Below are 16,561 nucleotides of genomic sequence, written 5' to 3' on the forward strand. Positions count from 1 at the left end.
TGAATTGTGGAGACGCTCGCTTCAAACTCAAACGACAGTTTTGTAGTTAATTCATAACCGCTGGTTTGAAGGAGTGCCATCTGCCGCGCTCAGGCCGTCGACAGGGGTTGGGCTTGCGCTGTGCTGAGGCCGGCGGCGAGCGCCTTGTCGGTCAAGCCGCCCTCGCCCACCAGCGACTGCAGCAGGGCCACACCCAGCGGCCAGGGGCCGTGACCCGAGTCCACGTTGATGTGCCCGGCATCGGGCACGCGCACAAACTCGCTGCCCCAGTTGCGCGCGTACGCGCCGCAGAGGCGGATCGGACAGAAGGGATCGTTGCTGCTGGCCACGACGATGCTGCGGTAAGGCAGCTTGCGGCTGGGCACGGGCGCGAAATCGGCCAGCACCGAGCGCCGCTCGGGATCGGCCGGCGCCACCAGCAGCGCGCCGGTGATGCGGGCCTCGGCCTCGGGCGGCAGGTGCGTGATGGCGATGCAACCCAGGCTGTGGGCCGCAACGACCACCGGCCCGGGCTGTTCCAGGATCGTGCGGGTGATGACGTTCACCCAGGCCGCTCGCGCCGGCGTGAGCCAGTTGTCCTGCTGCACACGCACCGTGTTCGCATAACGCTCGGCCCACAGGGTCTGCCAGTGACCGGGGCCGGAATCACGCCAGCCCGGCACGATGAGGATGCGCACGTCGTCTGCCATCGCGGTTCTCCCTCTGCCTTCGGTGGCTTACTTGTTGGGCTGCGGTGTCAGGCGCAGGTAGGGGCGCACCGCGCGGAAACCCTTGGGGAAACGCTGGGCGAGTTCGGCCGGGTCCTGCAGGCTGGGGACGATGACCACGTCGTCGCCGTCCTTCCAGTTGGCGGGTGTGGCGACCTTGTGGCTGTCGGTGAGCTGCAGAGAATCGATCACGCGCAGGATCTCGTCGAAGTTGCGCCCGGTGCTGGCCGGATAGGTGAAGGTGGTGCGGATCACCTTCTTCGGGTCGATGATGAAGACTCTGCGCACCGTGGCCGTGGTCGAGGCCCTGGGGTGGATCATGTCGTAGAGCGTGGCCACCTTCCTGTCCGCATCGGCCAGGATGGGGAAGTTGACCGTGGTGTTCTGCGTCTCGTTGATGTCCAGCACCCACTTGCCATGCGAGTCGAGCGGGTCGACGCTCACCGCGATGGGCTTGACACCCCGCTTGGCGAATTCACCCGACAGGGCTGCGGTCTTGCCGAGTTCAGTGGTGCAGACCGGGGTGAAGTCGGCCGGGTGGGAGAACAGGACCACCCAGGCATGGCCCGCCCACGCATGGAAGCGGATGGGGCCGGCGGTGGAATCCTGCGTGAAATCGGGGGCGGTGTCGCCCAGGCGCAATGTGCTCATGAAAACCTCCTGCTGATGCAATGAACTTCATTGTCAGAGGCCGTCTTCAAAACTCAAACGAATAGATGGTACTTAGCTAATACCAAAAAAGGCATGAGCACTACAAACCCGTCGAAGTGCAGAGCCAGCAAGGGCGGCAAGAAAAACGGCCTGCCTTGCGAGCCATCGGTGGTTTCAGCGCTTGGTCAGCCCCGGCGGATTGGTGCGCGCCTGCGTCACGGCCTCGGACTGCAGGTTCCAGCGTTCCAGGGTCTTCTGGTAGTTGCCGTTGCGGATCTGCGCGTTGATCGCCGCGGTGATCGCGTCGGCCAGGCCCGAGCCCTTGCGTGTGGCCGCACCGATCTCAGCCGACTGCGGCCAGCCACCGGGCAGTGTGCCGACCAGGCGCGATTTGCCATTGCGCGCGTGGTAGGCCGCAATGCCGTTGGGCGCGAAGTACACGTCGGCCCGGCCCGAAGCCAGTGCGAGATAGAGGACCACATCGTCCTCGTGGTACTGCACCTCCACCGGCTTGAGGCCGGCGGCGATGTTCTGCTGGTTCCAGCGCAGCAGGATCTGCTCCTGGCTCGTGCTCGCGCCCACCACCACCTTGAGGCCCGCAACATCCTTGGGCTCCCTGATGGACTGGATCTTCGAGGCGCTGTCCACGTAAAAGCCCAGCAGATCGCTGCGGTAGGTGGAGAAGTCGAACTTCTCCTTGCGCTCCTCGGTCACCGTGACATTGGAGATCACCACATCAAACTTGCCCGACTGCAGGCCCAGCGGCCAGTCCGACCAGGCCACCGACACCAGTTCGAGCTTGCGGCCCAGGCTGTCGGCCATGAGCTGCGCCATGTCAGGCGCATTGCCCACGGGCGTGCGGTTGTCCAGCGCGTAAGCGCCGATCGGCAGGCGCCCCGTGGTCGTACCGACAACGAGCACCCCCTCCTTGGCGAACTTGTAGTTCCTGGGCACCAGCTTGAGCGCCTCGGCCACCGGCTCCGAACGCGGGCGACCGCGCTGCTCGGGGCTCAGGTCGGGGATGAGCTTGCCCTGGGCGCTGACCGGCAGAGCCAGGGCCCCCAGCCACACCAGCAGCAGTGTGGAGAGAAAGTTCTTGCGTGCGATGTTCATGGTCGGGATTCCATTGAGGTCACGTGAAAAGCCGGAAGGCGGGTTCAGAGCACCTTGGCCAGGAATTCTGCGGTGCGCGGGTGCGACGGGGCGGTGAAGAGGCGTTCGGGTGGTCCCGACTCCAGGATACGCCCCTGCTCCATGAACACCACGGTATCGGCCACTTCGCGTGCGAAGCCGATCTCGTGCGTGACGATCAGCAGCGTGGTGCCCGAGCGCGCCAGTTCCTTGATGACGTCGAGCACCTCGCCCACGAGCTCCGGGTCCAGCGCCGAGGTCGGCTCATCAAACAGCAGCACCTTGGGCTTGAGCGCCAGCGCGCGCGCAATCGCCACGCGCTGCTGCTGCCCGCCCGACAGCTGCCGCGGATAGGCCTGGGCTTTGTCGCTCAGGCCCACGCGTGCCAGCAGCGCCAGCGCGCGCGCCCTCGCCTGCTCGCGCGGCAGGCCGCGCACAAAACGCGGCGCTTCGGTCAGGTTTTCCAGCACGCTGAGGTGCGGGAAGAGGTTGAAGTTCTGGAACACCATGCCCACGTCGGCACGGCGCAGCAGCAGCTCGCGCTCGGACAGCTCGTGCAGCGTATCGCCCAGGCGGCGGTAGCCGATGAGTTGACCGTCCAGCGAGATGAAACCGGCGTCGGCACGCTCCAGGTGGTTGATGCAACGCAGCAGCGTGGATTTGCCCGAACCCGAGGGCCCGATGATCACCGTCACGCTGCCGGCAGGCACGGTGAGCGAGACGTCGTCCAGCACACGCTGGCTGCCGTAGCTCTTCACGAGGCCGTTGACGCGCACCTCGGCGCCCGTGCCGGGCTCGACCGACCCGGCGGCCTGGGCGACGGCCGGCGCCAGATCGACCGGCGCTGCGCTGCGCGCGCGCCAGGCCCGCGCCACCCGCGTGAACACCGAAGGCGTGGGGTTGCGCAGCGCGCCGCGTGCGTAATGCAGTTCGATCTGCCGCTGGATCAGCGTGAGCACCGTCAGGATGACCAGGTACCAGACGGTGGCCACCATCAGCAGCGGAATCACCTCCAGGTTACGGCGGTAGATGATCTGGATCGTGTAGAACAGCTCGGGCAGCGCCAGGATGTAGACCATGGACGTGCCCTTGGCCAGGCCGATCAGGTCGTTGAAGCCCGCAGGCAGGATGGAACGCATGGCCTGCGGCAGCACGATGCGCACCGCCTGGCGCCAGCGCGGCAGGCCCAGGGCCGAGGCCGACTCGTGCTGACCCTGGTCCACCGAAAGGATGCCGCCGCGGATGATCTCGGCCGAATAGGCCGACTGGTTGAGCGTGAGGCCGATGATGGCCGCTGCGAAGGGGCTGATGAGCTGAACCGTCGGGTAGGAGAACCAGGTCCAGTCCGTGCCGGGCACACCCAGCGCCACAGTCTCGTAGAGGTAACCCAGGTTGTTGACCAGCAGCAGCAGCACGATCACGGGAATCGAACGGAACAGCCAGATGTAGACAAAGGACAGGCGCGCGAGCAGCGGCGAAGACGACACCCGCGCCAGCGCCAGCAGCGTGCCCAGGCTGAAACCCAGCACGGCGCTCACCCCGGTCAGCAGCAGCGTGAGACCCAGGCCTTCGAGCACCGGCCCGGCGAAGAACCATTCGGCAAACACGGGCCAACCCCAGCGCGGGTTGGTGAAGACCGAATGCAGGACCAGCGCGATGACGACCACGGCGAACACCGTGCTCAAGGTACGCCCCGGGTGGCGGGCCGGCACGATGCGCAGGCCCTGGAATTCGGACGCTGCGGCGTCCTGGGACGGACTCGAGGGGGATCCGGTGGGGCCGGTGGTCATGCGGGGCGGTACTCCATTTCACGCGCACAGCGCATAGGGCGCTGGCGTGGGGAATGATACCGACGCGAGGGCCGCCACGCCGGCGCGGGGGCATCGCGGTGTACCGTGCTCTTGCGGCGAACTCCGATCTTGGCCAGCGAGACCTCGGTGGCCTTGACTGCTGCCCGACCCGCTGCAGCAGGGCCGCCGGGCGGGACCGCTCCGTACGAGCTGCCCGCCATCAGAAGTACCGACATATTTTTCTCCCTGAACCTGATGTGTGCATCGTCGGACCTACTTCTTGCTGTAGATCTGGTCGAACACCCCGCCGTCGGCAAAGTGCTCCTTGCTGGCCTGGTCCCAGCCGCCGAAGGCCTGGTCGATGGTGAACAGGTTCAGCTTGGGCAACTGCCGGGCGTACTTGGCCTGGGCTTTGGCCGAGGTCGGGCGGTAGAAGTGCTTGCCGATGATGTCCTGCGCCTCCTCGGTGTAGAGGTATTGCAGGTAGGCCTCGGCCAGCTTGCGCGTGCCCTTGCGGTCCACGTTCCTGTCGACCACGGTCACCGGCGGCTCGGCCAGGATGCTCAGGCTCGGGTAGACGAAGTCCACCTTGCTGCCGAACTCCTTCTCCAGCAGATAGGCCTCGTTCTCCCAGGAGATGAAGACGTCACCCTGGTTGCGCTGCGCGAAGGTCACCGAGGAACCGCGCGCGCCGGTGTCGAGCACGGGCACGTTGCTGTAGAGCCTGGCGATGAACGCCCTGGCCTGAGTCTCGCCGCCGTACTTGCGTTTGGCGTACTCATAGGCGGCCAGGTAGTTCCAGCGCGCGCCGCCCGAGGTCTTGGGGTTGGGCGTGATCACGCTGACGCCGGGCTGGACCAGGTCGTCCCAGTCCCTGATGCCCTTCGGGTTGCCCTGGCGCACCACCAGCACGATGGTGGAGGTGTAGGGCGAGGAGTTCAGCGGCAGGCGCTTCTGCCAGTCCTTGGGGATCCAGCCGCCGTTCTTGTACAGGGCGTCCACGTCACCGGCCAGGGCCAGCGTCACCACATCGGCGTCCAGCCCGTCGATGACCGAGCGCGCCTGCTTGCCCGAGCCACCATGCGATTGCTTGATGGTCACGTCCTGGCCGGTCTTGGCCTTCCAGTGCTTGCCGAAGGCGGCGTTGACCTCGACGTAGAGTTCGCGCGTCGGGTCGTAGGACACGTTGAGCAGGGTCTGGGCCGGCTGGGCCAAAGTGACAAATGCTGCCCCTGCCACGGTGAGGGCCAGGGAAAGCTTGATAAAGTCGCGGCGTTGCGTCATGTTTCTTCCTTATTGAAAACCATCCACTTGTGGTGAAAAGAATTCTGGAGAGACATGCCGGAAACTGGAACCAATAAGATTTCAGTTGCTAATTACCTAAACATCTGTAGTCAGAAAGAAGCTCGTCATGGCACGCATGGTCAACTGCATCAAGCTCGGCAAGGAAGCCGAAGGTCTGGACTTCCCCCCCTACCCGGGTGAGCTGGGCAAGCGCATCTGGGAAAGCGTCAGCAAGGAAGCCTGGGCCGCCTGGCTCAAGCACCAGACCATGCTGGTCAACGAGAACCGCCTGAACCTGGCCGATGCCCGCGCCCGCCAGTACCTGGCCCGCCAGATGGAGAACCATTTCTTCGGCAGCGGCGCCGACGCTGCGGCGGGATACGTCCCGCCGAGTGCCTGAGCGATCCACACCCGCACCGTGAACGAAGCGGCGCGCGCTTTGCTGCCGCCGCCAGCGGCCGGCCAGCCGGCCTGGCGCGTGCTCGACACGCGCTTCGATCCCGCACGCCTGTTCGCGCTATGGCAAGCCTGGCGGGATGAACCGCAGCGCCCCCGCGTGCTGCACCTCGTCGCCCTGACCGCCTCACCGCCCTCGGCCGAGGCGCTAAGCGCTGCGGCCAAGCCCCAACAAGTCGCCCTGGCCGATGAACTGCTGGCGCAGTGGACCGGTCTGCTGCCCGGCATGCACCGCCTGTCCCTCGCCGAGGGCCGGCTGCAGCTGACACTTTGCATCGGTGAAGTGCAGACGCTGCTGCGCGAACAGCAGTTCGAGGCCGACGCCGTTTTCCTGGACAGCACCCAGCCCTGGAACCGCTGGAGCCTCAAGGCCCTGGCGCGCTGCTGCCGGCGGGGCACGCAGCTGGCCTTCGACACGCTGACGCCGGAGCTGCACAAGCTGCTGCCCGAAAGCGGCTTCGTGCTGGAAGCCAACCACGCACGCTGCGACCCGCCCTGGGAACTCAAGACCAGCCGCGAAGCCCTGCGCACCAAGGCCGCCACACCCGGCACTTGCATCGTGATCGGCGCCGGCCTGGCCGGTGCCAGCGTGGCCGCCGCCCTGGCGCGGCGCGGCTGGGGGGTGGAGGTGCTGGACGCCGCGTCCGAACCGGCCGCCGGCGCCTCGGGCCTGCCGGCCGGCCTGCTGGTGCCCCATGTCTCCAGCGACGACAGCCCGCGTTCGCGCCTCACACGTTTTGGCCTGCGCCTCATGCGCGCCGAAGCCCAGCGCCTGCTGCAGGCCGGACAGGACTGGGCAGCCAGCGGCGTGCTGGAACAGCGCCTGGACGGCAACCCCGGCCTGCCGGCGCCCTGGCCCGTCGAAGGCCAGGAGATCACGCACCTGGCCCCTACGGGCACTGAGCCCTGGCGCACTGGCATGGCGGACGTGCCCGCGCTGTGGCACGCGCAGGCCGCCTGGATCAAACCCGCGCGCCTGGTGCAGGCCTGGCTGAATCAGCGCGGCGTGACCTTCCGCGGCAACACCAAGGTGGAGCGGCTGCAACGCGTCGGCACCTTGTGGCAGCTGCTGGACCGCGAAGGCAAGCTGCTGGCCAGCGCCAGCCATGTGGTGCTGGCCAATGCAGCCGATGCGCCGCGCCTGATGGCCCCGCTGGGCCTTGATGTTGAGCCACCACCACTGCAGGAGATGCGTGGCGTGATGAGCAGCGGCCTGCGCCAGCCCGGTGATGAAAGCGCCCTGCCCCCCTTGCCCGTCAACGGCCTGGGCAGCCTGATCCCGGCCGTGCCCACCGAAGACGGGCTGGCCTGGTATGCCGGCGCCACGTACGAGGACGCGACCGAGCCACCGGCCACGGCCAGCGAACACCATCAACAGAATCTCGACAAGCTGCGCGCCCTGCTGCCCGCCGCGGCCCTAGCCCTGGCACCCTCCTTCGCGCCGGGCACCGCGCGCGGCTGGGGCGGCACCCGCTGCGTCAGCGCCGACCGCCTGCCCCTGGTCGGCCCGCTCGAAGAAGGCCTTCAGCCCACGCTGTGGATCAGCGCCGCCATGGGTTCACGCGGCCTGAGCTTCGCCATGCTCTGCGCCGAACTGCTGGCTGCCCGCCTGGGCGCGGAGCCCTGGCCCGTGGAAGCCAGCCTGGCGCGTGCGCTGCATGCGCGGCGTGCCGACTGAGCTTTGCACGACAATTCGCCCACCATGGGCCACAAGATCCTCCTCGACTGCGACCCCGGCGCCGACGATGCGCTGGCGCTGTACTTCGCGTTCGCCCATCCCGAACTCGAGCTGCTGGCCGTCACGACCACCTTCGGCGCCCTCACCGTGGCCCAGGCCACACGCAACGCCCTGCTGCTCTGCGCCCTGGCCGGGCGCCCGGATCTGCCGGTCTGCAGCGGCGTGGCCACGCCCACGCGCAAGGCAAGCTGGTGGCACGACCCCGAAGCCTACGGTGCCGACGGCCTGGGCGATCTGCCGCAACGCCCGACCGAAGCGCATGGTCCCGACGAGCGTTCGGCCGCGCGCTGCATCGTGGCGCTGGCGCAGGCCCATCCGGGTCAGCTGAGCCTGGTCTGCGCCGGGCCGCTGGGCAATCTGGCCCAGGCCCTGCGGCTGGAGCCGCACCTGCCCGAGCTGCTGGCCCAGGTGGTGGTGGCCGGCGGCAGCGTGGCGGCGCCGGGTGACGTGTCGCCCGTGGCCGAAGCCAACTTCTGGTGTGACCCGCACGCCGCCGACCTCGTGCTGACGGCCGGTTTCAGGCTGACGATGCTGGGCCTGGACGTGAGCCAGGCCGCGCCCCTGCCATTGGCGCTGATCGAAAAACTGGCCGCCCGGCGGCCCCACCCCGCCACCGCAGCCCTGCTGCATGCCACCCGCCAGCACGCGGACCACCGGGCCCGGCGGGAGCCCGGCGACCCACCAGCCTGCCCCGCCCCGGGCCTGCTGGGCCTGGCCTGGCTGCTGCAAGCGGACCTGTTCAAGACCGAATCCGGCCGCGTGCGTGTGGTGCCGGACGGTCTGGCCGAAGGCCAGAGCATCATGGACCGGCGCGAGCACATTCCTTATCCTCAAGGGGGCTGGGAGGCGCAGGTACCCCGGATCCAGGCCGCCCTGCAAGTGGACAGCCCGTCCTGCCTGGCCCTGGCGGAGCACACCTTGCTGGCCGACTGGCTGCCGGCCTCCTAGGGGGGACCCACCGGCCCGCGGATTCCTTATTACCAATACTTATAGGAATCCAAGAAAAATGTAGTTTGGGATCTGAGACCCCGCTTTTACAGTCGCGTCCATGCATGACGTGGCGTTCATTTTTGCGGGGTTCTTTGTCGGTCTGGTCGTCGGCCTGACCGGCGTGGGCGGCGGCTCGCTCATGACGCCCATCCTGATCTTCTTTTTCGGCGTCAAGCCGCACCTGGCCGTCGGTACCGACCTGCTGTTCGCGGCCTTCACCAAGCTCAGCGGCACCGTGCGCCTGGCCCGCCAGCGCGTGGTGAACTGGCGCATCGTCTTCCACCTTTCGGCCGGCAGCATCCCCGCGGCCCTGGTCACCCTGTATTTCCTGCACCGCGTGGGCCCGGCCAACCCGGCGGTCCAGGGCCTGATGACCAACACCTTGGGCGCGGCCCTGCTGCTGACGGCCGCCGCCACCCTCTACAAGGCCGTGCGCGGTAAGGCTCTGCCGGCCGCCCTAGCCGCCGGCCAGGAAGCCGCCGCCGCCCGCCCGCGCCACTGGAGCCTGCCCCTGCTGCTGGGCGCCCTGGTGGGCACGCTGGTGACGCTGACCTCGGTGGGCGCCGGCGCCATCGGTGTCAGCGTGCTGCTCTTCGTCTACCCCCTGCTGCCGCTGCCGCGCATCGTGGCCGCCGACATTGCCTATGCCGTGCCGCTGACCCTGGTCGCCGGCCTGGGCCACGCCTCGCTGGGCTCGGTGGACTGGTCGCTGCTGGCCCTGCTGCTGGCCGGCTCCCTGCCCGGCATCTGGCTGGGTTCGCACCTGATCCATCGCATCAACGAGCGCGTGGTGCGCTCCCTTCTTTCCGTGTTGCTGGCCTGGGCCGGCTTGAAATTGATCGCCATCTGACATGTACCAATACACCGACTTCGACCGCCAGTTCGTGCGCCTGCGCGCCGAGCAGTACCGCGACCAGCTGGAGCGCCATCTGACCGGCCAGCTGGGCAACGAGGAATTCCGCCCGCTGCGCCTGCAGAACGGCTGGTACGTGCAGCGCCACGCCCCCATGCTGCGCGTGGCCGTGCCCTATGGCGAACTCTCCAGCGCCCAGGTGCGTGTGCTGGCAAAGATCGCCCGCGACTACGACCAGCCCTCGAACGAGATATTCCAGGGCGCCATCGCGGCGCAGAACAAGCTGGGCGACATCCAGCTGCGCGATGGCAAGGCCATCGGCAGCAGGCTGGTGACAGGCTACGCCCACTTCACCACGCGCCAGAACGTGCAGTTCAACTGGATCCCGCTGGACAAGAGCGCCGACGTCATGGACCTGCTGGCCACGGTGGGCATGCACGGCATCCAGACCAGCGGCAACTGCATCCGCAACATCACCAGCGACGCGCTGGCCGGCATCGCCGTGGACGAGGTGGCCGACCCGCGTCCCTTCGCCGAGATCCTGCGCCAGTGGAGCACGCTGCACCCCGAGTTCGCCTTCCTGCCGCGCAAGTTCAAGATCGCCATCACCGGCGCGCGCGAAGACCGCGCGGCCATCGCCTGGCACGACGTGGGCCTGCAGCTGCTGCGCAACGACGAGGGCACCCTGGGCTTCAAGGTGCTGGTGGGCGGCGGCATGGGCCGCACCCCGGTCATCGCCACCACCCTCCGCGACTTCCTGCCCTGCGACCAGATCCTCAACTACACGGAAGCCGTGGTGCGCGTCTACAACCGCTGGGGCCGCCGCGACAACAAGTACAAGGCCCGCATCAAGATCCTGGTGAAGGCCGAGGGCCAGCGCTACATCGACGAGGTGGAAGAGGAATACCGCCAGATCATCGAGCGCGACGGTGCCCCGCACACCATCACAGCCGCGGAGTTCGAGCGTGTCAGCGCCCATTTCGTGCCGCCCACCCTCACCTGTGACCGCAAGAGCGCCGACGCCAAGATCGCCCACATCCTCAAGGCCGCGGCCGAGGACGACGTCGAATTCGGCCGCTGGCTGCAGCGCAACGTCAGCGCGCACAAGAACCCCGACCTGCGCGCCGTGACCTTGTCCTTCAAGCGCCTGGGGCAGGCCCCGGGTGACGCCACCGCTGCCCAGCTGGACGCCGTGGCCGAGCTGGCCGAGCGCTACAGCGGCGGCGAAGTGCGTGTGACGCACCAGCAGAACCTGGTGTTGCCCTGGGTGCGTTGCGACCAGCTCGCCGAACTCTGGCGCGAAGCCCGCCACCTGGGCCTGGCCAAGCCGAACATCGGCCTGCTGACCGACATGATCGCCTGCCCCGGCGGCGATTTCTGCGACCTGGCCAACGCCCGCTCCCTGCCCCTGGCCGAGGCCATCACCGCGCGCTACCAGGACCTGGACGAGCTGCACGACCTGGGCGTGATCGACCTGCATATCAGCGGTTGCATCAACTCCTGCGGTCACCACCACAGCGGCCACATCGGCATCCTGGGCGTGGACAAGGACGGCAAGGAGTGGTACCAGGTCACCGTGGGCGGCTCCGACGGCAAGCTGCTGTCGGGCGACCCGGTGCCGGGCAAGGTCATCGGCCCCTCCTTCTCGGCCCATGAAGTGCCCGACGTGATCGAAGCCCTGCTCGACACCTACCGCGCCCAGCGCCAGGACGGCGAGCACTTCATCGACACGCTGCGCCGTGTCGGCAGCGACCCGTTCAAGCAGGCCGGCCAGCAGGCCCGCCATGACACCGGCCACGAAACCGCCACGGCCTGAAGAAAGACCCGCCATGAAACTGCTGCACGCTGACACCACCACCACCCAGCCGCAAGACCTGCAAACGCTGGTACTGGCCAATGACGCCGACCCGCGCACGATGACGCTCGACGGCGTGGCCCGCATCGACCTGCATTTCCCCAGCTTCACCGACGGGCGCGCACACAGCCAGGCCTTCCTGCTGCGCCGCCGCCTGGGCTACCGGGGTGAGATCCGCGCCACCGGCGACGTACTGGTCGACCAGCTGCCCCTGCTGTCGCGCAACGGCTTCGACGCCGCCGTGCTGCGCGCCGACCAGGACCTGGCCGTGGCCGAGCGCCAGCTGGCCCGGTTCAAGAGCCACTACCAGGGCGATGCCGTGTTGCCGCGCCCGCGTTTCGTGCAGGCCGCCTGAGAAAGTCCCGGGATGAAAGCCACCGAACTCAACGCCCGCGCCAGCGGCGACTACGCAAGCAAGCTGGCCCACACGCAGGAGCTGCTGCAGCAGGCTGCGCGCGACTTCGCGCCCGTGCTGCCCGGCGGCCCCTCCCTGGTCAGCCTGGCCTGCAGCCTGGGCGCCGAAGACATGGTGCTGGCCCACCTGATCAATGCCCGGCAACTCAATATCGGCATCTTCGTGCTCGATACCGGCCGCCTGCACACCCAGACCCTGGAACTGATGCACCAGCTCAAGGCCACGTCACGCGCGCCGGTGGAAATCTTCCAGCCGCAGACCGATGCCGTGGTGACTTTCGTGCAGCGCGAAGGCAAGGACGCGATGTACAGGAGCATCGAGCTGCGCAAGGCCTGCTGCCACATCCGCAAGATGGAGCCGCTGGAGCGCGCCCTGGCCGACAAGCGTGCCTGGGTCACCGGCCTGCGCCGAGAGCAGTCCGGCGCCCGCGCCGAGGTGCCCTTCATCGACGACAGCAACGCCCACCGCCTGAAGTTCAACCCCCTGGCCGAGTGGACCTGGGGCGACGTCTGGCACTACATCAAGACCAACAACGTGGCCTACAACCAGCTGCACGACCAGTTCTATCCCAGCATCGGTTGCGAACCCTGCACCCGCGCCATTTCCCTGGGCGAGGACTTCCGCGCCGGCCGCTGGTGGTGGGAAGACGAAGCAGCCAAGGAGTGCGGCCTGCATGTCCAGGAACCCTTGAAACAAGGAGCGCCGACATGAACGCCCGCGCCGAACTAGAACTCGTGAACCAGACCGTGCACCATCTGAGCAATGCCCACCTCGACGCGCTCGAGGAAGAAACCATCTTCATCCTGCGCGAGGTGGCCGCCACATTCGAGCGCCCGACCCTGCTGTTCTCGGGCGGCAAGGATTCGCTGGTCATGCTCAAGTGCGCCGAAAAGGCCTTTGGCGCCGGCCGCCTGCCCTACCCGCTGCTGATGATTGACACCGGCCACAACTTCCCCGAAGTGACCGATTTCCGCGACCAGCGTGCCGCCGAACTCGGTGCCGAACTCATCGTGCGCAGCGTGGAAGACTCCATGAAACGCGGCACCGTGCGCCTGGCCCACCCCGGCGAGAGCCGCAACGTGCACCAGTCGGTGACCCTGCTCGAAGCCATCGAGGAGTTCCGCTTCGACGCGCTGATCGGCGGCGCCCGCCGCGACGAGGAGAAGGCCCGTGCCAAGGAGCGCATCTTCTCCCACCGCGACAGCTTCGGCCAGTGGCAGCCCAAGGCCCAGCGCCCCGAGCTCTGGACTCTGTTCAACACGCGTCTGGCCCCGGGCGAACACTTCCGCGTGTTCCCCATCTCCAACTGGACCGAACTGGACGTCTGGCAATACATCGACCGCGAAAACATCGCCCTGCCCTCGATCTACTACACCCACAAGCGTGAAGTGGTGGACCGCCGCGGCATGCTGGCCCCGGTCACCGAACTCACCCCGCCGCGCGAGGGCGAACAGGTCATCGTGCGCGACGTGCGCTTCCGCACCGTGGGCGACATCACCTGCACCTGCCCGGTGGCCAGCACGGCCGCCAGCGCGGCCGACATCGTGATCGAAACCCTGGCCGCCGAGGTCAGCGAGCGCGGCGCCACGCGCATGGACGACCAGACCTCTGATGCGTCCATGGAGAAACGTAAAAAGGATGGTTATTTCTGATGGACGCCCTCAAATTCATCACCTGCGGTAGTGTCGACGACGGCAAGAGCACCCTGATCGGCCGCCTGCTGGTCGACACCCGTGCCGTGCTGCAGGACCACCTGGCCGGCGTGCAGCGCCAAGGCCAGACCGACCTGGCCCTGCTGACCGACGGCCTCTCGGCCGAGCGCGAGCAAGGCATCACCATCGACGTGGCCTACCGTTACTTCAGCACCGAGACGCGCAAGTTCATCATCGGCGACGCGCCGGGCCATGAGCAGTACACCCGCAACATGGTCACGGCGGCATCAAGTGCCGACGCCGCCGTGGTGCTGGTGGACGCCACCAAGCTCGACTGGCGCAACCCGGCCCTGGCCCTGCTGCCGCAGACCCGCCGTCACAGCCTGCTGCTGCAGCTGCTGCGCGTGCCCTCCATCGTCTTTGCCATCAACAAACTGGACGCGGTGGACGAAGCCAGGCTGGCCTTCAAGCACATCAGCGCCGCCCTGCAGGCCTTCGCCAGCAGCGCCGGCCTGGATGTGCGCGCCACCGTGCCGGTCTCGGCCCTGCAGGGCTGGAACGTGGTCGATGCCCCGGAACAAGTCGGCTGGTGCGGTTACCAGGGCCCGACCCTGCTGGACATCCTGGAACAGCTGCCGGTCACGGCCGCCGACACGGCCCTGCCCCTGGCCTTCCCGGTGCAGTGGGTGGAAAAGTTCTCCTCGTCCAGCGACACCTCGCAAGGCCGCCGTGTGTTCTGGGGCCGTGTGGCCGCTGGCGCCGTGCAGGCCGGCGACACCGTGAAGATCTTCCCCAGCGGCCAGACGGCCACCGTGGCCCAGGTGCTCAACCATGTGCGCCAGCCCGGCAGGGTGAAGGCCGGGCACAGTGCCGGCATCGTGCTGGACCGCGAGGTCGACGTCTCGCGCGGCGACTGGCTGCTGGCCGTGGGCCAGGACCAGACCTCGCGCGAACTGCTGGTCACCGTGGCCTGGATGGACGACGAGCCCCTGGTGGCCGGCCGGGTCTACTGGGCACTGCACGGGCACCGCTGGGTCAAGGCCAAGGTCAAGCGCATCGTGCACCGCCTGGACATCAACACCCTGGCCGAGGAAGACGCCACCCAGCTGGAGCCCAATGCCATCGGCCATGTGGAACTGGCCCTGCAGGAAGCGATTCCGGCCCTGTCTTTTGCCCGCTCGCACGGCCTGGGTTCGTTGATCCTGGTGGACACCGCCAGCCACAAGACCTCGGGGGCGGTGCTGGTCAATTGACACCCCCCGGGCTTGATCCATCTCAACAACCCTGTACCTGACAAGGGCGAGAATCCCCGGGATCTTCAAAAGCCAATAAAATCAAGGACTTTTAGTCTTAGCCAGAACTACAACATGACCCACGTCGTCACCGAATCCTGCATCCGCTGCAAATACACCGACTGTGTTGATGTCTGCCCCGTCGACTGCTTCCGCGAAGGTCCGAACTTCCTGACCATCGATCCGGACGAGTGCATCGACTGTGCGGTCTGCATCCCCGAGTGCCCGGTCAATGCCATCTACGCCGAAGAGGACGTGCCGGCCGACCAGCAGCACATGACCAAGCTCAACGCCGATCTGGCCAAGCTGCCGACCTGGAAGAGCATCACCAAACGCAAGCCCGCCCTGCCCGACGCAGACGAGTGGAAAGACAAGACCGGCAAGCTCAAAGAGCTTGTGCGCTAACCCTCCCCTTACCGATGGAACCCAAACTCAGTCCCGCCGTGATCCAGACCGCCCAGGCCCACGAAGGCCCGATCGAAACCGATGCCGTGATTGTCGGCGCCGGCCCTGTCGGCCTGTTCCAGGTCTTCGAGCTCGGTCTGCTCGAAATCAAGGCCCATGTGATCGACTCGCTCGCCTACCCCGGCGGCCAGCCCATGGAGCTCTACCCCGACAAGCCGATCTACGACATCCCGGCCGTGCCGGTGTGCACCGGCAAGGAACTGACGGATTCCCTGCTCAAGCAGATCGAGCCCTTTGGCGCGACCTTCCACCTGGGCCAGGAAGTGACCGTGGTGCGCAAGCAGGACGACGGCCGTTTCTTCGTCGAGACCAGCAAGGGCACGCAGTTCCTGACCAAGACCATCTTCATCGCCGCCGGCGTGGGCGCCTTCCAGCCGCGCACGCTCAAGGTCGACGGCCTGGAGAAGTTCGAAGGCACGCAGCTGCACTACCGCGTGAAGAACCCGGCCGACTTTGCCGGCAAGAACCTGGTCATCGTGGGCGGCGGCGACTCCGCCCTGGACTGGACGCTGAACTTCACCAATGAAGGCCCGAACAAGGCCGAGAGCGTGATCCTGCTGCACCGCCGCGACGGCTTCAAGGCCGCCCCGGCCAGCGTGGCCAAGATGCGCGAGCTGTGCGACGCCTACGAGATGCAGTTCATCGTCGGCCAGGTCACGGGTTTCGACGAGAAGGACGGCAAGCTCAGCGCCATCAAGGTCACGGGCGGCGACGGCGTGACCCGCGTGGTGCCGCTGGACGTGCTGCTGGTCTTCTTCGGTCTGAGCCCGAAACTGGGACCGATTGCGGAATGGGGCCTGCAGATCGAGCGCAAGCAGCTCGTGGTGGACACCGAGAAGTTCTCCACCAGCGTGCCCGGCATCTTTGCCGTGGGCGACATCAACACCTACCCCGGCAAGAAGAAGCTCATCCTCTCGGGCTTCCATGAGTGCGCGCTGGCCGCCTTCGGCGCCATGCCCATCATCTTCCCCGAGAAGAAGGTGCACCTGCAGTACACCACCACCAGCCCCAAGCTGCACAAGGTGCTGGGCGTGGAATCGCCGGTATTCGACTGACCGCGATCAAGAATTGCTGAATCAGATCAGGCCCGCCACCCGGCGGGCTTTTTCTTTGCCCGCCCGGGGACTAAAATACGTTCCGTGCTCTCATTGAGCGCATCCGCTAGGGGTGTTGCCGCGGTGCCAACCGCGTCGACTGAGAAAGTCCCTTTGAACCTGATTGAGGTAATGCTCACGCAGGGAAGCAGGCCCCCACCGGGTTCACCGGCACCGGCCCCTCCCCC

Annotated in this window: 16 protein-coding genes and 1 riboswitch; of the genes, 11 read left to right on the top strand and 5 right to left on the bottom strand. The window is 67.2% G+C overall.

Features of this window, described 5'->3' with window-relative positions; all coding sequences use genetic code 11:
• Window positions 1-89: 89 nt before the first annotated feature.
• The 5 genes from AC1RRP_RS15110 to AC1RRP_RS15130 form a co-directional block, all read right to left on the bottom strand.
• A complete protein-coding gene (locus AC1RRP_RS15110) occupies window positions 90-689 on the bottom strand; it encodes an RBBP9/YdeN family alpha/beta hydrolase (RefSeq protein WP_493037573.1) in 600 nt (199 codons plus the stop codon).
• Between the two features lie 27 nt (window positions 690-716).
• Entirely contained in the window at window positions 717-1,358 is a 642-nt protein-coding gene (locus AC1RRP_RS15115) for a peroxiredoxin (protein WP_493037575.1), read from the bottom strand.
• A gap of 174 nt (window positions 1,359-1,532) precedes the next feature.
• On the bottom strand, window positions 1,533-2,471 hold the full coding sequence (locus tag AC1RRP_RS15120) for an ABC transporter substrate-binding protein (protein ID WP_493037577.1): 939 nt from the start codon (window positions 2,469-2,471) through the stop codon (window positions 1,533-1,535).
• Between the two features lie 44 nt (window positions 2,472-2,515).
• Complete coding sequence (locus AC1RRP_RS15125; protein WP_493037579.1) at window positions 2,516-4,279, bottom strand: amino acid ABC transporter permease/ATP-binding protein; 1,764 nt, start codon at window positions 4,277-4,279, stop codon at window positions 2,516-2,518.
• Between the two features lie 273 nt (window positions 4,280-4,552).
• Window positions 4,553-5,563, bottom strand: a complete 1,011-nt coding sequence (locus AC1RRP_RS15130; RefSeq protein ID WP_493037581.1) for a sulfate ABC transporter substrate-binding protein — start codon at window positions 5,561-5,563, stop codon at window positions 4,553-4,555.
• A gap of 127 nt (window positions 5,564-5,690) precedes the next feature.
• Here AC1RRP_RS15130 and AC1RRP_RS15135 point away from each other — a divergent pair, with 127 nt between their 5' ends.
• The 11 genes from AC1RRP_RS15135 (at window position 5,691) to AC1RRP_RS15185 (ending at window position 16,334) form a co-directional block, all read left to right on the top strand.
• A complete protein-coding gene (locus AC1RRP_RS15135) occupies window positions 5,691-5,963 on the top strand; it encodes an oxidative damage protection protein (RefSeq protein ID WP_057676056.1) in 273 nt (90 codons plus the stop codon).
• Window positions 5,964-5,981: 18 nt separating this feature from the next.
• A complete protein-coding gene (mnmC1, locus tag AC1RRP_RS15140; protein ID WP_493037584.1) occupies window positions 5,982-7,697 on the top strand; it encodes an FAD-dependent 5-carboxymethylaminomethyl-2-thiouridine(34) oxidoreductase MnmC1 in 1,716 nt (571 codons plus the stop codon).
• Window positions 7,698-7,721: 24 nt separating this feature from the next.
• Window positions 7,722-8,705, top strand: coding sequence for a nucleoside hydrolase (locus tag AC1RRP_RS15145; protein ID WP_493037586.1), 984 nt, complete (start codon window positions 7,722-7,724; stop codon window positions 8,703-8,705).
• A gap of 100 nt (window positions 8,706-8,805) precedes the next feature.
• Window positions 8,806-9,597 carry a sulfite exporter TauE/SafE family protein gene (locus tag AC1RRP_RS15150; RefSeq protein ID WP_493037588.1) on the top strand — a complete coding sequence of 264 codons (792 nt, stop codon included), beginning with the start codon at window positions 8,806-8,808 and terminating at the stop codon, window positions 9,595-9,597.
• A gap of 1 nt (window position 9,598) precedes the next feature.
• Window positions 9,599-11,416 carry a nitrite/sulfite reductase gene (locus AC1RRP_RS15155; RefSeq protein WP_493037590.1) on the top strand — a complete coding sequence of 606 codons (1,818 nt, stop codon included), beginning with the start codon at window positions 9,599-9,601 and terminating at the stop codon, window positions 11,414-11,416.
• A 13-nt stretch (window positions 11,417-11,429) separates the two neighbouring features.
• The gene (locus AC1RRP_RS15160; RefSeq protein ID WP_493037592.1) at window positions 11,430-11,810 is read left to right on the top strand and encodes a DUF934 domain-containing protein; all 381 of its coding nucleotides are present in this window, start codon (window positions 11,430-11,432) and stop codon (window positions 11,808-11,810) included.
• Window positions 11,811-11,822: 12 nt separating this feature from the next.
• Window positions 11,823-12,581 (top strand): phosphoadenylyl-sulfate reductase, encoded by a 759-nt coding sequence (locus AC1RRP_RS15165; RefSeq protein WP_493037594.1) that lies wholly within the window; start codon window positions 11,823-11,825, stop codon window positions 12,579-12,581.
• Window positions 12,578-13,522, top strand: coding sequence for a sulfate adenylyltransferase subunit CysD (gene cysD, locus AC1RRP_RS15170; RefSeq protein WP_493037596.1), 945 nt, complete (start codon window positions 12,578-12,580; stop codon window positions 13,520-13,522). The genes AC1RRP_RS15165 and cysD overlap by 4 nt, the downstream gene beginning before the upstream one ends.
• Window positions 13,522-14,775, top strand: coding sequence for a sulfate adenylyltransferase subunit 1 (locus AC1RRP_RS15175; RefSeq protein ID WP_493037598.1), 1,254 nt, complete (start codon window positions 13,522-13,524; stop codon window positions 14,773-14,775). The genes cysD and AC1RRP_RS15175 overlap by 1 nt, the downstream gene beginning before the upstream one ends.
• A 114-nt stretch (window positions 14,776-14,889) precedes the next feature.
• A complete protein-coding gene (gene fdxA / locus AC1RRP_RS15180; RefSeq protein ID WP_493037600.1) occupies window positions 14,890-15,219 on the top strand; it encodes a ferredoxin FdxA in 330 nt (109 codons plus the stop codon).
• A gap of 14 nt (window positions 15,220-15,233) precedes the next feature.
• Window positions 15,234-16,334 (top strand): NAD(P)/FAD-dependent oxidoreductase, encoded by a 1,101-nt coding sequence (locus AC1RRP_RS15185; RefSeq protein ID WP_493037602.1) that lies wholly within the window; start codon window positions 15,234-15,236, stop codon window positions 16,332-16,334.
• Window positions 16,335-16,432: 98 nt separating this feature from the next.
• Window positions 16,433-16,537: riboswitch (TPP riboswitch) on the top strand.
• The last annotated feature ends 24 nt before the right edge of the window (window positions 16,538-16,561 follow it).

The organism is Hylemonella sp. GW821-FHT12C09 (assembly GCF_058807395.1).

Coding starts and splice junctions, on each gene's coding strand:
- AC1RRP_RS15155 (WP_493037590.1), top strand. CDS start 9,599: ATGTACCAATACACCGACTTCGACCGCCAGTTCGTGCGCCTGCGCGCC.
- cysD (WP_493037596.1), top strand. CDS start 12,578: ATGAACGCCCGCGCCGAACTAGAACTCGTGAACCAGACCGTGCACCAT.
- AC1RRP_RS15115 (WP_493037575.1), bottom strand. CDS start 1,358: ATGAGCACATTGCGCCTGGGCGACACCGCCCCCGATTTCACGCAGGAT.
- AC1RRP_RS15125 (WP_493037579.1), bottom strand. CDS start 4,279: ATGACCACCGGCCCCACCGGATCCCCCTCGAGTCCGTCCCAGGACGCC.
- AC1RRP_RS15165 (WP_493037594.1), top strand. CDS start 11,823: ATGAAAGCCACCGAACTCAACGCCCGCGCCAGCGGCGACTACGCAAGC.
- AC1RRP_RS15110 (WP_493037573.1), bottom strand. CDS start 689: ATGGCAGACGACGTGCGCATCCTCATCGTGCCGGGCTGGCGTGATTCC.
- fdxA (WP_493037600.1), top strand. CDS start 14,890: ATGACCCACGTCGTCACCGAATCCTGCATCCGCTGCAAATACACCGAC.
- AC1RRP_RS15160 (WP_493037592.1), top strand. CDS start 11,430: ATGAAACTGCTGCACGCTGACACCACCACCACCCAGCCGCAAGACCTG.
- AC1RRP_RS15185 (WP_493037602.1), top strand. CDS start 15,234: ATGGAACCCAAACTCAGTCCCGCCGTGATCCAGACCGCCCAGGCCCAC.
- AC1RRP_RS15135 (WP_057676056.1), top strand. CDS start 5,691: ATGGCACGCATGGTCAACTGCATCAAGCTCGGCAAGGAAGCCGAAGGT.
- AC1RRP_RS15120 (WP_493037577.1), bottom strand. CDS start 2,471: ATGAACATCGCACGCAAGAACTTTCTCTCCACACTGCTGCTGGTGTGG.
- AC1RRP_RS15175 (WP_493037598.1), top strand. CDS start 13,522: ATGGACGCCCTCAAATTCATCACCTGCGGTAGTGTCGACGACGGCAAG.
- AC1RRP_RS15145 (WP_493037586.1), top strand. CDS start 7,722: ATGGGCCACAAGATCCTCCTCGACTGCGACCCCGGCGCCGACGATGCG.
- AC1RRP_RS15150 (WP_493037588.1), top strand. CDS start 8,806: ATGCATGACGTGGCGTTCATTTTTGCGGGGTTCTTTGTCGGTCTGGTC.
- AC1RRP_RS15130 (WP_493037581.1), bottom strand. CDS start 5,563: ATGACGCAACGCCGCGACTTTATCAAGCTTTCCCTGGCCCTCACCGTG.